Origin of the sequence: Chloroflexus sp. (assembly GCF_049970315.1) — a bacterium.
Classification (GTDB): Bacteria; Chloroflexota; Chloroflexia; order Chloroflexales; family Chloroflexaceae; genus Chloroflexus.
The window spans coordinates 165,480-181,419 of sequence record NZ_JBMFNE010000006.1 but is presented as its reverse complement, the minus strand read 5'-3'; the positions used below and the strand labels follow the sequence as shown (position 1 = coordinate 181,419).

Below are 15,940 nucleotides of genomic sequence, written 5' to 3'. Positions count from 1 at the left end.
CACCTCCACCATTGTCATTTCGAGCGCAGCGAGAAATCTTACCATCCGTCTCACGATGCTTGAGATGATGTTGTTGAAGATGTCTCGCTTCGCTCGACATGACAGGTGAGTGGATGGCGCGGAACGAGATATGACCGGGAAGGGGATTGGGCGCGGAACGAGATATGACCGGGAAGGGGATGATGCGCGGCACACGACATGACAGGTAAGGCAATGGCGTGCGCTATGCCACGGTCAGGTGACTATTGTCGTGGATGAGGAGGGGTGGCTATCACTAGCGCCCAACCCCCCGCGTCTTGCCGTCGTTCTGGCCTCCCCATTCGCCATTGTGTAGGCTTGGGGTACGCGCGCGATGTCGGCGGTAATGTGGGCATTGCAGCGACGTTGCAAAACTGGGCGTATCACATTAGGAGACTCCTTTAAACGTAAGGCTCCTCACTTTTAACTTGGGTATCCTACCTCATGTCCGAACCTCAGACAATAACCAACCGCGCCGCTGCTCGGCGCAAACGGTCACATATGGCCCGACCAAGACCAGATTCGTCGAGATCGCGGGTAAGTATCCGATCTGGGTGACGAGCATCAAGAGCGCGCAGGGCCGCGTAGAGTCGTTGAGCCATCGTTTCTGGCTCGGTCACCGGCCCCAGCGATTCCATCTCAACCGGGAGATCATCAAACAAAACGAGGTCTTCAGCCGGTAACAAGAGACCGATCCGTAGACCGGCAGCAAGTGCTGTTTCGGCTTCACTGCGCAACCGGTGGAGCACTGCCGTCGGTGGCCCACTGAACAACCATAGTTCGTGGTCGGGCGCGTAGTGGCGGTCGAGAAGCCCAGGTGAGACTAAACCTGTTTCGCTCCTGTCCGTAGTGCGGTGATAGGTTTGGATAGGTCCGGCCATCGCAGTCAATGCTTCCAAACTAATCCCACCCGGACGGAGCAGTGTCGGCGGATTGGTGGTGCAATCGAGAACGGTCGACTCGATACCGATGGGTGTGGGACCACCATCGATAATCGCCGCAATACGCCCGTCGAGATCGGCGAGGACGTGATCGGCGGTAGTCGGGCTTGTGTGACCGAAGCGATTAGCACTCGGTGCTGCAACCGGCACACCAGCGGCGACCAGCAGAGCGTGGGCAATCGGATGAGAAGGCACCCGCACGGCAACCGTCTCACGTCCGGCGGTAACTGTGCGCGGTACGTGCGGATGGCGCGGCACAATCAGGGTGAGTGGACCAGGCCAGAAGTGTGTTGCCAGCTCGGTTGCTAACGGTGGGATGTCGACCGCGACACGTGGTAGGTCTGCGGCGGTAGCGAGATGGACGATTAACGGATCGCTGGTCGGACGGCCTTTAGCAGCAAAGATCGCCGCTACGGCGGCTTGATCGAGCGCATGACCACCCAACCCGTAAACAGTCTCGGTTGGAAATGCCACTAATTCACCGTGCCGAAGCAATTCGGCCGCCACGGCGATAGACTGTGGCGATGTATCGAGTCGTTGAGTACGCATTAGCCTGTGTTCTTCAAACCGGCTGCAATGCCGTTAATCGACATCAGCAGTACCGTCTCTATTTCATCCTGATCTTCCGGTGGTGCGTTACGGATTCGGCGGAGCAGCTCGATCTGAATATAGCTGAGCGGATCGATATAGGGATTACGCCGTCGAATGGCTCGTTGCAGCACCGGTTGGTGTGCGAGCAATTCTTGACGCTCGGTAATTTGGCAGATCATGCGTTCGGTACGCCGATATTCGGCTTCGATCTGTTCAAAAATCCGCGCAGCCAACTCCTGATCGGGAACAAGACCGGCATAACTGCGTGCGATGCTCATATCGGCTTTGAGCAGGATCATCTGCGCATTATCGAGCAGGGTAGTAAAGAAGGGCCAGTGTCGGTACATTGCCCGCAGCACGTAAAGATGGTGCGGGTCGGCGGCGACGAACTCGCTCAGCGCACTCCCCAGCCCAAACCAACCCGGCAGAGTATGGCGGGTTTGCATCCAGCTAAAGACCCACGGAATAGCGCGGAGGTCTTCGATCCGGTCACTTTTACGGCGTGAGACCGGACGTGAGCCGATCCGCAGGCGACTCAGCTCGGCGACCGGCGTAGCATTGCGGAAATAGGTCAGAAAATCAGGGTCTTCGTACACTAACCGGCGATACACGGTTCGCGCCGTGTGCGCCATCTGTTCCATTGCCTCCAGCCAAGCCGGTTCCGGTGATCGGGCGATACCGGGGAAGCCAGCGCGCAACACTGCATTCACCACCTGTTCGAGGTGGCGATGAGCGGTACGCGGATCGAGATAGCGATCGGAGATGACTTCACCTTGATTGGTAACCTTAATCTGACCGTGGAGCGTACCGGGAGGTTGAGCGAGGATTGCCTGACCCGCCGGTCCACCACCGCGACCAACCGCGCCACCACGCCCGTGGAAGAAGCGGAGGCGAACACCGTGGCGTTCAGTCACGGTATTCAACTCGATTTGAGCGCGATACAGTGCCCAATTGGCAGCCAAAAAACCACCCTCTTTGTTACTATCGGAATAACCGAGCATCACCTCTTGCAGATTATCGCGCAATGCCAAATGCTCACGGTAGACCGGCAACTGGAGTAGCTCATCGAGGATTAATGGGGCACGTTGCAAATCTTCGCCTGTCTCGAACAGCGGTACGATATCCAACCGGCTGTACTGGTCGGGTTGGTACAGACCGGCATCGCGGCAAAAGAGCAAGACGGCCAGCAGATCACTCACCTGGCTGGTGGTTGAAATGATATAGGTCTGGAAGATTTCGGGATCGAGTTGCTCGCTAATAGCCGCCAGCATCCGAAATGTCTGTACCGTCTCGGCGGTAGCCGGACTGAAATGACCGAGTCGGCTCGGAGTAAGCGGGCGGGGCCGGCGGATCTCGGTGCTCAACACAGCAACGCGCTCACATTCATCAAGTGCAGCGTAGTTGGCGACCACACCGGCGCCGGCAAGGATCTCGGTGAGTGCTTCGGTATGGCGGCTTGCGTGTTGGCGCACGTCGAGGGTTGCAGTGTGGAGCCGACATACGGCCACGTTTGTACGTAGATCGCGCAGTAGACCGTCGGCAATGATAGCCCCGCCGTGACGACGAAGGCTGGTATCGATCAGATCAAGATCGACGAGTAGTTCACGACTGTGATAGTAGATCGTTGGCAGGCGCGGCGGTGGTGGATCGGCCCCCCAGCGCGGCGTATGACTAAGTGTGTGATGGAGAGTGTTTTGGAGCCGGGCCTGAATAAAGTGACATAATTGCCGGTACGGTTCGTAGCGGTAGTGGGGGTTAAGCGTAGCGGCCGCGTCTGGCATCAGCTCGTGATATTCAGCGATCCGGTCAAATATGGCCTGATCGACCGGCACTTGCTGTACCGACTGACTCAGATCGGTGATCAAGCGATCAATACCGTTAATCAGATAGCGCAACATCGCGCTACGCATCAAACGCACCGTTTCAACCGTCACTTCAGGCGTCACGAAAGGATTACCATCACGGTCGCCACCCATCCAGCTCCCGAATCGTAAGAACGGTGGTAGTTGCCATCGGTGGTCGGGATATGCTGTTGCCAGTGCGTTGGCAGTTTCGCGATAAATCTCCGGGATCAAATCCCAAAGTACGGTTTGAAAATAGAACAGACCGTTTTCAACTTCATCAAGGACCGATGGTCGGCGATTGCGTACATCATCGGACTGCCACAGACCAACCGTCTCGCGTTCGATACGAGTGAGTGCTGATTGACGATCCGATGGGAGAACCAACCGTTCACCAAAGGTCAAATCAATCAACGTATCAAAAATCCGGCGTAATTTGATCAGGATGGTTCGTCGGCGTGATTCGGTAGGGTGAGCGGTAAATACCGGCATAATCAGGGCCTGGTCGATCCACTCTTGGATCGCGGCAGCCGGCACTCCGTGGCGTTTCAGCAGCTCAATCGCATCCGCAATACTCTCGGCGCGAGGGGCCGGTGCATTACGGAGGTCGCGACTGCGCAGGACACGCAATTGTTCAACACCTTCGGCCAGATTGACCAACCCGAAATACAGGGTAAACGCTTTGACCAAGTTGCGCAATTGGGGTAAGCTCAGCCCGGCAATGAGGTCTTGCAACACGTGCGTACCCGATGGTGGAGCGCCGTTGCGTAGTTCTTTTGCCATCAAGCGCACCCGTTCGACCAGTTCAAACGTTGCGGCGCCGCTTTGCTCGGTGATAACCCGACCCAGCATATCGTCCAATGCTCGAATGTTTGCCGACAACAGATCGTGTTCTCCAGCAGTAGTTCGTCCGCTCATGGTTTCACTCGCCGCCTTCTACCACCAAATCTTCAAGGTGGGCGACATCGTTCATCCGTAACAGCCGCCAGCCACTTCGCCCGCGGACGATTTCGCTCAACGAGCCATTGTCGAGCCAGAGTTTTCCAAAATTGGCAAGGTCGAGGCCGATAATGTGGCACATCAAGGCCCGGATCGAGCCGCCATGAGACACCACGATAATCGTTTCACCGGATTGATGGGCAGACTCGATCTGTTGAAATGCGCGTAGCACCCTTGCTTGCAATTGGGCGTAACTCTCACCACCGAGCCGCACCGTGCGCGCCGGATCACGGTCATATTCCCACATATGGTCGGGGAAGCGCTGATACAGTTCTTCGGGTGTCAGCCCTTCCCACAAACCAACATCAATTTCACGCCACTCAGACATCGCGACGGGGCGAAGCCGGAGGTGTTCGCCGATGATCTCCGCCGTTTCCCATGCACGTGGGAGATCGCTACTGTAGATTGCGACTGCCCCACTCCGGGCCAGTCGGTAGGCAACACGTCGGGCCTGCTCACGACCACGCTCGTTGAGCGGGATGGGCGCATGGCCCTGATACTGTAAGGTTCGATTCCACGGTGTTTCGCCGTGTCGGATAAGGATCAGACGCATATCGAGACAGAATTAAACACAACGGCGCAAAGTCGTAAGCCGGTTCTTCCCGCGAACATGCTTACGTTTCGCACCGTTGCGTTTGCTAAACGTTCTCCATTCGTGTGATCAGCGCACGATTTCGCGACTAATCACCAGACGTTGAATCTCGCTAGTCCCCTCGTAGATCTCGGTAATCTTGGCATCACGGAAGAAGCGTTCGACCGGATACTCTTTCGAGTAACCGTTAGAACCGTGTAATTGGACGGCTTTCGTCGCCACCCACATTGCCGTCTCCGAAGCGAACAGCTTGGCCATCGAGGCATCTTTGATGAAATCGAGGCCCTTATCTTTACGCCAAGCGGCTTCATACGTAAGCAAGCGCGCGGCTTTGATGCGGGTCGCCATATCGGCCAGTGTAAAGCCAACGGCTTGGAACTCGTGGATCGGCTTACCGAACTGCTCGCGCACCTTACTGTAGGCGAGAGCCGCTTCATACGCGCCTTGGGCAATACCGACCGCCTGTGCTGCGATCCCGATACGACCGGCGTTGAGGATCGTCATGGCGATCTTAAAGCCTTGGCCCTCTTCGCCGAGTCGTCGCCACGCCGGTAGCCGATAATCGTCGTAGGCCATCTGACAACTGTGCGCACTGCGAATACCTAGTTTATTTTCGACCTTCACTACACGACAACCGGGAGCGTGGGTATCGACGAGAAAGGCGGTAATCCCCTTTGTCCCTTTGCTCGGATCGGTCATCGCCATCAGAATAATGGTATCGGCGTGGTCGCCGTTAGTTACCCAATTCTTGACACCATTGATGATATAGTAATCACCATCGCGCACGGCGGTTGTACGCTGCGCAGCCGCGTCGGAGCCGGCACCCGGTTCACTGAGTGAAAAGGCACCCAGCATACGGCCACTGGCCAGCGGGGTCAGCAGCTCACGCTTTTGCTCTTCGGTACCGAACTTCTCGATCCCGTAGCAGACAAGCGAATTATTAACTGAGGCGATCACACCGAGCGAGGCATCGACCCGCGATAGCTCCTCGATCACAATCGCATACGAGACATAATCCATGCCGGCGCCGCCATACTCTTCACTTACTGCCACGCCCATGAGGCCGAGTTCACCCATCTTTTTCACCAAATCGGTCGGCCAAATTGCGTGTTCATCACGTTCAGCGACCGTCGGTTTCGCCTCTTTCTCGGCAAACTGGCGCACCATATCCCGGAGCATGATCTGATCTTCAGTAAGCTGGAACTCCATGACCGCCTCCTGTCTATTGCGTTGGCGCTGACTCTGTTTTCATTCTAAGCGAGCCGGCGCGCTTAGGCAAACGTTGCAACGAATGTGCTTAAGAGTTGACCGAGTCGTTCCGGCGCTTCACGCATTGGCATATGACCAACCCCATCGAGGATCTGATGGGCAACCCCCAAACCGGCTGCCAATTCGGCACCAAGCTTCGGTGGTGTCAGTCGATCTTCGCTGCCGGTAACGACGAGGGCCGGGCAGCGGATGGCCGCGATCTTAGAACGTACATCAAACCCATCACAGGCCTGGAGATCGGCCAGTAGAACGGTTGGGTCGAGGGTAGCGTATTCATCGGCAGCTTCGGCGCGAAGTGCCGGATCGGCATAGGGACTAAAGAGCCAGGTGACCAGCATTGTCATAGCTTCATGGCGGGATTGAGCATCACCGGCCAGCCCGGCCAGCAGCGCCGGGGCAACACGCAGACGGGCCGCACTACTCACCAACCCTAAACCGGCTACGAGCTGTGGTTGCTCAATGGCGAGTTGGAGGGCAATGGCACCGCCCATCGAGTGTCCGACGACAATTGCCGGTGGTAAGGCGAGGGCAGTGTGCAATGCGGCAATAACCTGCGTGTAGGTAGTAATTGACGCTTCATTAATCCGCGGCGAGCGACCATGGCCGGGTAAATCCACCGCATAGACTTGAGCGACGGCGGCGAGCGGTTCGAGCAAAAGCCCCCAATGCCGGGCACTGCCGCCGGCGCCGTGAATACAAATTAACGGCGGCCCGGCGGTACCACGTCGCATCACAAACAGATCACCGGCTGTGGTTGTGATCGATGGCATTAGCCGAGAATCTCGTCAATTGCCGCAGCGAGCGCAAAATCCTTTTCGGTCAACCCGCCGGCGTCGTGTGTCGTCAAGGCAATTCGCACGCGGTTGTAACGAATGTCGATGTCGGGATGATGGCCGGCAGCTTCGGCCAGAAAAGCGACGTGGGTCACGAAGGCAATTGCTGCCGGGAAGTTGGCGAGGCGGAAGGTGCGGACGATCTCGTTATTATGTTCGAGGCTCCAATCAGGGCGTTGGGCCAGGTGCTCAGTGATTTCGGCTTCACTTAAACGCGTCATAGCGACTACTACTCCTTAGATTTCAAACGGTCGGATCAGGTAAACGATTCGCTTGGTATGATACCATAGCACCGGCCCTTCTTTGTGCGCATAGTTCGACGACTCATCCGTGGCTTCTCCATCAGTCCTCCACAAGTGCTTGCTACAGTGAAAGTGTCAGAAGAAGATGACTGACACGAGCGTAGCAAGATAATACAAGGAGGGACATCATGAAACGCATAGTAAGTCTGGTGATGGCAGCAGTAGCGGGGGCACTTGCAACGATGATCGTGTTTATGGTGGTGATGCCGGCTTTTGCACAGGGGCCGTTTGGGCCATCACCCACTCCGGTGCCGGCGCCGGGTACGTATGGTACCGGGCAAGGTGGGCGTGGCGGGCGGATGCAACCGGGTCAAGACGGCAATTCAGTGATTGGCGGTCACGGTGGCCGAGTTATAACGAACACCTCGTTGATCGGTGTGGCTGCGAATCAGCTCGGGATCTCGCAACAAGAGCTGGTCGCACGTCTGATGACCAATGGTAGTTCGATTGCCGATGAGTTGAAGGCAGTAGGGATCGATCCGCAGACGGTGGTCGATACCTTTGTAGCAAGTCGTGCTGAGCGGTTAAGCGCTGCCGTTGCTGCCGGACGAATTACTCAAGCGCAAGCTGATGCGCAACTCGCGATTGCCAAATCGATGACAGTAGCGCGACTGATGCAACCCTTCACGCCACTTGGTCCGGGTGGTTTGCGGCCCAGTACGTCGCCGGTACGATCACAGGTCAACAACTGAGGTAAATGAAACGAATGGCAATCGTAGCCATTCGTTCATACGCTTGTTTGTTGCTATGCTCTACCAGGAGGAGCTATGGCTTTTGTGTTGGTGGTTGACGATGATCCCGGTATTGTGCGGTTGGTTCGCTCATACCTCGAACAAGCCGGTTTTCGGGTTGAGAGCGCATACGATGGAGCGACTGCGCGTCGCCTCATCCGTCGAGAACGACCCGATCTGGTCATTCTCGATCTGATGTTGCCGGACGAAGATGGGTTTGAAATAGCCCGTTCGCTGCGGTCTGATCCCGCTACAGCGAGCCTCCCGATCATCATGCTCACTGCCCGTGTCGATGATACCGACCGTATTGTCGGCCTAGAGTTAGGGGCCGACGACTACATTGTCAAGCCGTTTAATCCGCGTGAAGTGGTGGCACGGGTGAAAGCCGTTTTACGACGTGTAAGTGGTGGCACGGTGCGTAATCGGTTAGAGCAGGGTAGTCTCGTGCTCGATCTCGATGGGCATCAGGCATGGCTAGGTGGTAACGAACTTGAGTTGACTCCTACGGAGTTTGCGCTGCTTAGCCTGTTTATGCGCTATCCGGGACACGCTTTTACGCGGGCTGAGCTGCTCGAACAAGGGTTAGGTTATGCTGCAACTGGGCTGGAGCGCACGATAGACAGTCATATCAAGAATCTGCGGAAGAAGCTCGAACACGATCCCGCGGCGCCGGTGATTGAGACGGTGTACGGGGTCGGTTATCGTTTGCGCACGGTATGAAACGGTATGAATCGGTTAGTTATCCAACTCAGTGTGGCCTTTGCCGCCCTCATTTTGGTAGTCACAAGTATTCTTGCGATAGCGATTGACCGATTGGCCGATAGTAGCTTTCGGCGGTATCTGGTCCAGAATCAGATTGCCGAGAGCGGACTGAGTGATCGACTGGCGATCTGGTATGCCCAGCACGGCAGTTGGGATGGTGCTGAGCGGTTGTTGTCGGTGGGTGGTATGGGGGGCGGGTATGGTCAAGGTGGTGCCCAACGCCCATTGTTAGCATTGGCCGACACTACCGGTCGGGTGGTTGCCGATCCATATTCGATTGTCGGCGAGTCGCTGAATGCGACCGAACGTCGTGCCGCACTACCGATACTCGTTGATCGGCAAGTGGTTGGCTACCTCGTGGTGCAGGCAGCGGGCAATCGATTGCCGCGTGCAGCCGATCTTTTTCTGCAACGCTTGCGTGAACTTATCTGGATCACCGGTGGGATAGTGGCCCTGACCGGTGCTGTGATCGGGATCGCCATTGCCCGTCAGCTAATACGGCCATTGCAGCACCTTGCACAAGCGGTTGACAAGCTACGTCACGGTCACTTAACCGCGCGGGCCGTTGTAGAGGGGCCGATAGAGATCAGGCGCGTCGCAGAGGTATTTAATGCGATGGCATCTGAATTGGTCGTGGCGAACCAGCAACGACGGCAGATGATAGCCGATATTGCCCACGAATTGCGCACACCGCTGACGGTCATCCAAGGGAACCTACGTGCGATTCTCGATGATGTGTATCCGTTAAGTCGGGAAGAGGTAGGGAAGATTTATGAAGCAACCGTTGGGTTACGCCGATTGGTTGACGATCTCCGTGAATTATCTTTGGCAGATACCGGTCAACTAACCCTCCATTGCCAGCCGCTTGATCTCAATCAACTGTTGGCTCGCGAAGCTACGCTCTTTCGCGAGTTGGCAAAGGTGCAGGGGGTGGATTTGCAGGTGGCGCTGGTCCCTGAGATACCGCTGGTCATGGCTGATGACGAACGGATTGCACAGGTGGTACGGAATCTGTTGAGCAATGCGTTGCGGTATACACCGGCAGGCGGGCACATTACGGTCACGAGCACGGCTCACGAGCAAGGTGTCTTGGTCAGTGTAACGGATACCGGTAGTGGAATTGCTCCGGAAGATATGCCGCATGTCTTTGAACGTTTCTACCGGGCTGACCATAGTCGTAGTCGGGCAAAAGGTGGGAGTGGCTTGGGATTGGCGATTGCCGAGCGACTCATCTCCTTACACGGTGGTCAGATTGGGGTCGAGAGCGAGGTCGATAGGGGCTCGCGGTTTTGGTTTTGGTTACCGGCAGCGTAGGGGCACAGCCAAGTACATATGGGTAAGGCCGGCGATATGTTTCTGAAGTATAAGGGCATTGGGCCGACATCGGCTGTGGATATTGCTTCGTTCATTCTTCCAACCACTTTGTCTCTGTTGGCGGAGGTACTGCACGTGAATGCACTTGGTTGCTCTCACAAGGAAAAATTTTTTTCCTTGATTATCCATTGTGCATTTGTTACGCTAGACTTGATAGCAGATCAGGTAAAAATATGTAAATACTATCCTAAAATAAACGCCAAACGTATAGGTATCATCGCAACTACAAAGGAGAACAACTATTCCGAGATAATACGTTGTGCATGTTAACTCCTTCCTTGGGATAGGCATCATCGCAACTACAAAGGAGAAAAACCATGCAACGTGTCCAGCGATTCATCGAATCGCTGGACCCAGAGCTACGCGAGGTTGTTTGCCAAGTCTCACAGCGCATTGCCGAGTTATCACCGCGCCTGTACAGAGTTGCACAACTGATACACTATACACCAAAGCAAATTGCTGAACAGACGCGACTCAGTTTGACCTCAGTTCGCAAATATCTTGACGATCTGTATTGCCAGTTGGAGCTGAAACGTATGGATACAAGTGCTCTGCAACGGGATGTGGTCGTGGCCTTGGCGGTGATATTGTACCAGTTTATGAGTAGCGAGATTGAGAGGTAGTCATCATCAATACACTGCGGAGTGCGTCAGCGGCAGTCAATGACTGCCGCTGTTGTTTTTACTACGGGGCTATATGGTACAATGCTACCGTCACACAAGGCATTAGCACGAATATCGGGAACAGGGCAGTGAGGCCGGTAAGCCTATGGGTTGGGCGTGACGTGGCAAGGTGAAGGTGTATTCATGACAACATTGACGGCCGTAATCGATAACCGGCGTGAACAGATCGGCTGGTATTTCTACGATTGGGCGAATTCGGCATTTTCCACAACGGTCGTTACCGTTTTTTTAGGGCCATACCTAACCGCGGTGGCAAGAAATGCAGCGGATGCCAACGGTTTTGTCTATCCGTTCGGTATTCCGGTTGCAGCCGGATCGTTTTTTCCCTACGTGGTCTCGCTTTCAGTATTGTTGCAGGTCTTCTTCTTACCCGTCCTCGGTGCGATTGCCGATTATTCCAATGCCCGCAAGCAGATGTTAGCCATTTTTGCCTATGTTGGTGCGTTTGCAACGATAGGCCTCTACTTTCTCAACGGCAATAACTACCTGCTGGGGGGGATTCTCTTTCTCATTGCGAATGTTTCCTTTGGTGCGTCGGTTGTTTTTTACAACGCATTTCTCCCCGACATTGCCAGTCCTGACCGGCGTGATGCAGTTTCGTCGCAGGGATGGGCATTAGGCTATTTGGGGGGTGGGTTACTATTGGCAGCAAATCTCGCTTTCTTTCTCAATGCCGAGTCGCTTGGGGTTGAGAGCAGCATGGCTGTTCGGATTAGCCTTGTCTCGGCAGGAATGTGGTGGGCGATTTTTACACTTATTCCGATGATAACCCTCCGTAATCGTGGGGCAGTTCGTCGTTTGCCCCCCGGTGAACATTACCTGACAATAGGGTTTCGGCAACTGGCCCACACGTTACGTCAGATGCGGAATTATCCACAAACTTTACTATTTTTAGCTGCGTATTTGCTCTACAACGATGGGATACAGGCAGTGATCGCCTTGGCAGCACAGTTTGGTGCGGAAGAGTTGGGTATTGGCGAAACAACGCGCATTGCTACCATTCTCATGGTACAATTTGTGGCGTTTGTCGGGGCATTAGCCTTTGGTTCGTTGGCAAGCCGTTTAGGATCGAAACGTGTCTTACTGGGCAGTCTCGTCATTTGGACGGCTGTGGTCGCTTATGCCTACGTGATGCCTGCCAATGATGACCTGCAATTTGTAGCATTGGGAGCGGCGATTGCAGTAGTTTTAGGCGGGAGCCAAGCAATCAGTCGGTCAATCTTCTCACTTATGATTCCCGATGGGCAAGAAGCAGAGTACTTTAGCTTGTATGAAGTTGGTGAGCGCGGTACAAGCTGGTTAGCTCCGCTTCTTTTCGGTCTTGCCTATCAGTTCACGGCAAGTTACCGCATAGCGATTGTGTCACTGATCATCTTTTTCATTGGTGGATTTATTATATTGTTGTTTGTGAATGTACGGCGGGCCGCCGAAGAAGCCGGTAATCAGGCCCCCGCGCATGTGTAGTCTGGACCCACGGCCGTGAATCGCTACAGAATGCCCTCAGATTACCATCACCGACGTCGTGATACTCTGTTGCGTTGACCGCGTTGGACCATAATCTGCCATGCTTCGTCGGGATCAATGCCGGAACGGAGGCGCCGATCACTTATACGATTCGCTTGCCGATCATTGAGTTCGGCTATTTCGCGGGTCAGCATTTCATCTTCGGGTGAAATGTTGATCTGTTCGCGCCAATAGCGCCAAGCTGCCCATCCGATGAGACCGAGCAACCCGGTTACGAGAATGGCGATGATGATACCTCCGATTTGTTCCATACATCACCTCTAGGTTGAACTATTGTGGTCGGGGGTTGACGTATCAGTATTTATGCTACTCGATCAATCGTCTGCCGAATGAGCGATAAGAGTTGATAACGATTAAACGGTTTGGAGAGCACCGGGTAGGGTGGTGTGCTACCATCGGCGAGCATACGTTGGAGATACCCTGACATTAAGATGATATGGAGGTGTGGTAATACCGATTGGAGCTGTCGAGCCAAGGTTAAGCCATCGGTGTGTGGCAAAACCACATCGGTGATCAAAATCTGCACCCTATCACCGTACTGTTGGGCCAATTGCAGTGCTTCGTTAGCGTCCTTCGCTTCGAGCACTGCATAGCCGTGCTCGCGTAACAACCGGACGCCGAGTTGGCGAACGTTCGGGTCGTCCTCCACGAACAAGATCACTTCGTGCCCGGTTATATTGGTTGTTGTATCCGCGGTATGCATGTTAACAACCTGTTGCAATTCCGTGACCACTGCCGGGAGTGCAACGGTAAAGCAACTTCCATGCCCCGGCTGACTATCAACGGTGAGAAACCCACCATGTTGAGTGACGATTCCATCGCAGATTGCCAGTCCTAGCCCACTACCCTTGCCCATTGGTTTGGTCGTAAAGTAAGGCTCGAAGATGTGTGGCCGAATCTGTTCGGCGATCCCTACACCGGTATCGCAAACCGAGAGCAGCACGTACTTACCGGCCTGGATTTGCCGCAATGGTGGCAAATCATTGACTGAAAGATATTGACTGGTCGTGCGAATGGTCAGTTCCCCGCCGTTAGGCATCGCATCCCGCGCATTAACAACCAGATTGATCAATACTTGCTCAAGTTGTGATGGATCGATCATCACCCGTTCGATATGTTCGTCTAATTGTAACTGGAGTTGGATGTGCTCGCCGATCAGACGGCGCATCATATTCATCGTATCGTTAATTTGGCGATTCACATCTACGAACTGCGGCTGACCGGGTTGGCGACGGGCAAATGTTAACAGTTGTCGCACCAGCTCACCGGCGCGGGCTGCACTCTGACGAATTGCCTCAAGTTCCGGGTAGATTGTGTGATCGGGATTGATTTCCAGAAGTGCTAACTCAACGCTACCGGTAATAACCGTCAAGATATTGTTGAAATCATGGGCAATCCCGCCGGCCAGTTGCCCAATCGCTTCCATCTTTTGAGCCTGCACTAACTGGGCTTGCAGTTTGGCCCGCTGTTCTTCAGCCTGCTTCCGTTCGGCAAGCTCACGTTGGGCCTGCGCGTAGAGATTCGCATTGTCGAGGACAAGGGCAGCAAGTTGCGTGAGAAGGACGGCCTGCTGGATTTCATCAGATGAAAAAGGGTTTTCCTGTCGCGCACGGGCCATGCCGATAACACCCAAGCATTCATCACCCACGATAATGGGAAGTGTCATTGCTGGCCCCAAGTTCAAGGGTTCATAATCTGGAGTGCGTTCCGGCCACTGCGTATAATCCAATACAATTTCGGGTTGGCGGTTCTGAAATGCCCGCCAAGAAAGTGGTGCGCTTGCAGGACTTTCTCGGCGGGCAATATGGGTCGGAAGCGGTGGCGTACAAGCACGGACAACGAGGGTATGGTCATCTTCGGCGAGGAGTAACTCCACGTAACGAACATCGAGTAAACGATGGGCACTATCGGTAATCGCTTGCAGTAAATCCTTCCCGTCGCGCCGGTTGAGCCAGTCGAGCGTCAGTCGGTAGAGGGCATCTAACTGGTCGCGTTGTCGGCGCAGATTCTCCTCGGCCCGGTAGATGTCGGTGATGTCAACATCCATGCAAACAATATCGCTCACCTTTCCTTGACTAAACAGCGGAAACATGGCCGAATAGAGCCAACGCTCTTCGCCGTTTTTGGTATGGATCTGCCATTTTCGAGGTGGTACAGGTCGACCGGTTGTCCAAATGTACTCTATTTGCTGTTCAAACTCGGCAACTGCATTTTCGCTCAGGATCAGGTCTTGTAAGCGCCGGCCATATGCTTCAGCGGCAGTGTATCCGTAAAATTGTTCGCAGACTCCGTTCCATTCCAGGATCACGCCATGACGGTCGAAGCGTTGGATCGCTACGAGTGGTGTATGCTCAATAATGTCGGTAAAGCGTTGGAACATTTCTTTGATGCGCTGCTCGTTTCGTCGACGTTCGGTAATTTCACGAAACACGAACAGACGACCACTCGGACTACCGTCATGACTTTCGACCGGGACAATCGTAATATCGAAGAATCGGTCGGGATGGACCGGGTAGTTTAATTCAGCGCGTACCGTCTCGAGTGTATCGGCAACTGTGTATAATTCCGGCCAAGGGAGAACGTTTACCAACGGTTGGTAAGATTGCTTAGGTATGCTAAATAACTGTTGAGCTACCGGATTGTAATCAACAATATACCCGTGTCGGTCAACCAAGATCATCGGATCGGCCATCACTTCGATCAGGCGATTACGGGCGATTGGTACAATGTGGAGAAATCGGTAGCGGTACAAACCCACTACGATAAATGGTGCTGAAAAGAGAAATGCGATGGGGGTAAGATCAACACCCAAGTGTGTGATTTGACTGAGATACGCCCAGTTTGTGATAAAAGGAAACAACAGTCCTATCACGATAAGAATCGCTTGTTGGCGAAAAAGAGGGGAGGCATTCCAGAAGGCACCGGTAATCAGGGCAAGACCGGAGATGAGGCAGAGGTAGGAATAGGCAATGTGCAGCCAGTACCATTGACCGGGTGTAATGGTGAGCATCGGCGGCGGGCCTTCATCGAAGTGGAGCGTTTGAAAAAACAGATGATGCTGATCGTTAGTCACCGCCATTATGAAGCTTACAATTGGTAAAAATAGTAGAAGCCAGCGCGCCCGTGAACGACTCCATGGTCGGAAGTCAAGATAGGCAAAGGTAAAGAGCAGCCAGGTCGGCGGGAGCAAAACGATCCCGAGTTGTTGGGCAATGCGCCAGAACGCCTTTTCGACCATTGTAGGTGAAACCAGCTCTAGTGCAGTGCAAGCACTCCATATGAAGATGGCCGCTAACATGCCCAGGAACTCGCGCGCACCCGGTGCTTGTTGAAGTGACCAGATGTAGACCGCTACGCCTACAGAGGCGATGCAGAGGAGAATCAGTAGACTAATGGTCGCGATCTCGTTATACAGCATGGCATTTCTCCCGGTGCGCTAGAACTATGATGTTTCATCGAGCGGCGCACCTGCTTTGTATC

At 54.3% G+C, this 15,940-nt stretch carries 12 protein-coding genes; 4 read left to right on the top strand and 8 right to left on the bottom strand.

Features of this window, described 5'->3' with window-relative positions:
* Window positions 1–473: 473 nt before the first annotated feature.
* The 6 genes from ACP5OT_RS06730 to ACP5OT_RS06705 form a co-directional block, all read right to left on the bottom strand.
* Window positions 474–1,508 (bottom strand): L-threonylcarbamoyladenylate synthase, encoded by a 1,035-nt coding sequence (locus tag ACP5OT_RS06730; RefSeq protein ID WP_424677107.1) that lies wholly within the window; start codon window positions 1,506–1,508, stop codon window positions 474–476.
* Window positions 1,508–4,309 carry a phosphoenolpyruvate carboxylase gene (ppc, locus tag ACP5OT_RS06725; protein WP_428131704.1) on the bottom strand — a complete coding sequence of 934 codons (2,802 nt, stop codon included), beginning with the start codon at window positions 4,307–4,309 and terminating at the stop codon, window positions 1,508–1,510. The genes ACP5OT_RS06730 and ppc overlap by 1 nt, the downstream gene beginning before the upstream one ends.
* A 4-nt stretch (window positions 4,310–4,313) precedes the next feature.
* The gene (locus tag ACP5OT_RS06720; RefSeq protein ID WP_424677109.1) at window positions 4,314–4,943 is read right to left on the bottom strand and encodes a histidine phosphatase family protein; all 630 of its coding nucleotides are present in this window, start codon (window positions 4,941–4,943) and stop codon (window positions 4,314–4,316) included.
* A gap of 108 nt (window positions 4,944–5,051) precedes the next feature.
* Window positions 5,052–6,191 carry an acyl-CoA dehydrogenase gene (locus ACP5OT_RS06715; RefSeq protein ID WP_424677110.1) on the bottom strand — a complete coding sequence of 380 codons (1,140 nt, stop codon included), beginning with the start codon at window positions 6,189–6,191 and terminating at the stop codon, window positions 5,052–5,054.
* Between the two features lie 62 nt (window positions 6,192–6,253).
* The gene (locus tag ACP5OT_RS06710; protein ID WP_424677111.1) at window positions 6,254–7,021 is read right to left on the bottom strand and encodes an alpha/beta fold hydrolase; all 768 of its coding nucleotides are present in this window, start codon (window positions 7,019–7,021) and stop codon (window positions 6,254–6,256) included.
* Window positions 7,021–7,305: a 4a-hydroxytetrahydrobiopterin dehydratase gene (locus ACP5OT_RS06705; RefSeq protein ID WP_424677112.1), complete on the bottom strand. Its 285-nt coding sequence runs from the start codon at window positions 7,303–7,305 to the stop codon at window positions 7,021–7,023. Before ACP5OT_RS06705 ends, ACP5OT_RS06710 begins: the two co-directional genes overlap by 1 nt.
* A gap of 209 nt (window positions 7,306–7,514) precedes the next feature.
* On the opposite strand from ACP5OT_RS06705, the gene ACP5OT_RS06700 reads away from it, so the two are divergent.
* The 4 genes from ACP5OT_RS06700 to ACP5OT_RS06685 all read left to right on the top strand — a co-directional run bounded on the left by ACP5OT_RS06700 (window position 7,515) and on the right by ACP5OT_RS06685 (window position 12,400).
* Window positions 7,515–8,078, top strand: coding sequence for a hypothetical protein (locus ACP5OT_RS06700; RefSeq protein WP_424677113.1), 564 nt, complete (start codon window positions 7,515–7,517; stop codon window positions 8,076–8,078).
* Between the two features lie 75 nt (window positions 8,079–8,153).
* Window positions 8,154–8,837, top strand: a complete 684-nt coding sequence (locus ACP5OT_RS06695) for a response regulator transcription factor (protein WP_424677114.1) — start codon at window positions 8,154–8,156, stop codon at window positions 8,835–8,837.
* 6 nt (window positions 8,838–8,843) lie between these two features.
* Window positions 8,844–10,193, top strand: coding sequence for a sensor histidine kinase (locus ACP5OT_RS06690; RefSeq protein ID WP_424677115.1), 1,350 nt, complete (start codon window positions 8,844–8,846; stop codon window positions 10,191–10,193).
* A gap of 866 nt (window positions 10,194–11,059) precedes the next feature.
* Entirely contained in the window at window positions 11,060–12,400 is a 1,341-nt protein-coding gene (locus tag ACP5OT_RS06685) for an MFS transporter (protein ID WP_424677116.1), read from the top strand.
* Window positions 12,401–12,447: 47 nt separating this feature from the next.
* On the opposite strand, the gene ACP5OT_RS06680 is transcribed toward ACP5OT_RS06685, so the two are convergent.
* Both ACP5OT_RS06680 and ACP5OT_RS06675 read right to left on the bottom strand, forming a co-directional pair.
* Entirely contained in the window at window positions 12,448–12,711 is a 264-nt protein-coding gene (locus ACP5OT_RS06680; protein WP_424677117.1) for a hypothetical protein, read from the bottom strand.
* A gap of 50 nt (window positions 12,712–12,761) precedes the next feature.
* Window positions 12,762–15,878, bottom strand: coding sequence for a histidine kinase N-terminal 7TM domain-containing protein (locus tag ACP5OT_RS06675; protein WP_428131701.1), 3,117 nt, complete (start codon window positions 15,876–15,878; stop codon window positions 12,762–12,764).
* Between the last annotated feature and the right edge of the window lie 62 nt (window positions 15,879–15,940).

Excerpts from the sequence above, each read along its gene's own strand:
- ACP5OT_RS06730 (WP_424677107.1), bottom strand. The coding sequence starts at position 1,508 with ATGCGTACTCAACGACTCGATACATCGCCACAGTCTATCGCCGTGGCG.
- ppc (WP_428131704.1), bottom strand. The coding sequence starts at position 4,309 with ATGAGCGGACGAACTACTGCTGGAGAACACGATCTGTTGTCGGCAAAC.
- ACP5OT_RS06720 (WP_424677109.1), bottom strand. The coding sequence starts at position 4,943 with ATGCGTCTGATCCTTATCCGACACGGCGAAACACCGTGGAATCGAACC.
- ACP5OT_RS06715 (WP_424677110.1), bottom strand. The coding sequence starts at position 6,191 with ATGGAGTTCCAGCTTACTGAAGATCAGATCATGCTCCGGGATATGGTG.
- ACP5OT_RS06710 (WP_424677111.1), bottom strand. The coding sequence starts at position 7,021 with ATGCCATCGATCACAACCACAGCCGGTGATCTGTTTGTGATGCGACGT.
- ACP5OT_RS06705 (WP_424677112.1), bottom strand. The coding sequence starts at position 7,305 with ATGACGCGTTTAAGTGAAGCCGAAATCACTGAGCACCTGGCCCAACGC.
- ACP5OT_RS06700 (WP_424677113.1), top strand. The coding sequence starts at position 7,515 with ATGAAACGCATAGTAAGTCTGGTGATGGCAGCAGTAGCGGGGGCACTT.
- ACP5OT_RS06695 (WP_424677114.1), top strand. The coding sequence starts at position 8,154 with ATGGCTTTTGTGTTGGTGGTTGACGATGATCCCGGTATTGTGCGGTTG.
- ACP5OT_RS06690 (WP_424677115.1), top strand. The coding sequence starts at position 8,844 with ATGAATCGGTTAGTTATCCAACTCAGTGTGGCCTTTGCCGCCCTCATT.
- ACP5OT_RS06685 (WP_424677116.1), top strand. The coding sequence starts at position 11,060 with ATGACAACATTGACGGCCGTAATCGATAACCGGCGTGAACAGATCGGC.
- ACP5OT_RS06680 (WP_424677117.1), bottom strand. The coding sequence starts at position 12,711 with ATGGAACAAATCGGAGGTATCATCATCGCCATTCTCGTAACCGGGTTG.
- ACP5OT_RS06675 (WP_428131701.1), bottom strand. The coding sequence starts at position 15,878 with ATGCTGTATAACGAGATCGCGACCATTAGTCTACTGATTCTCCTCTGC.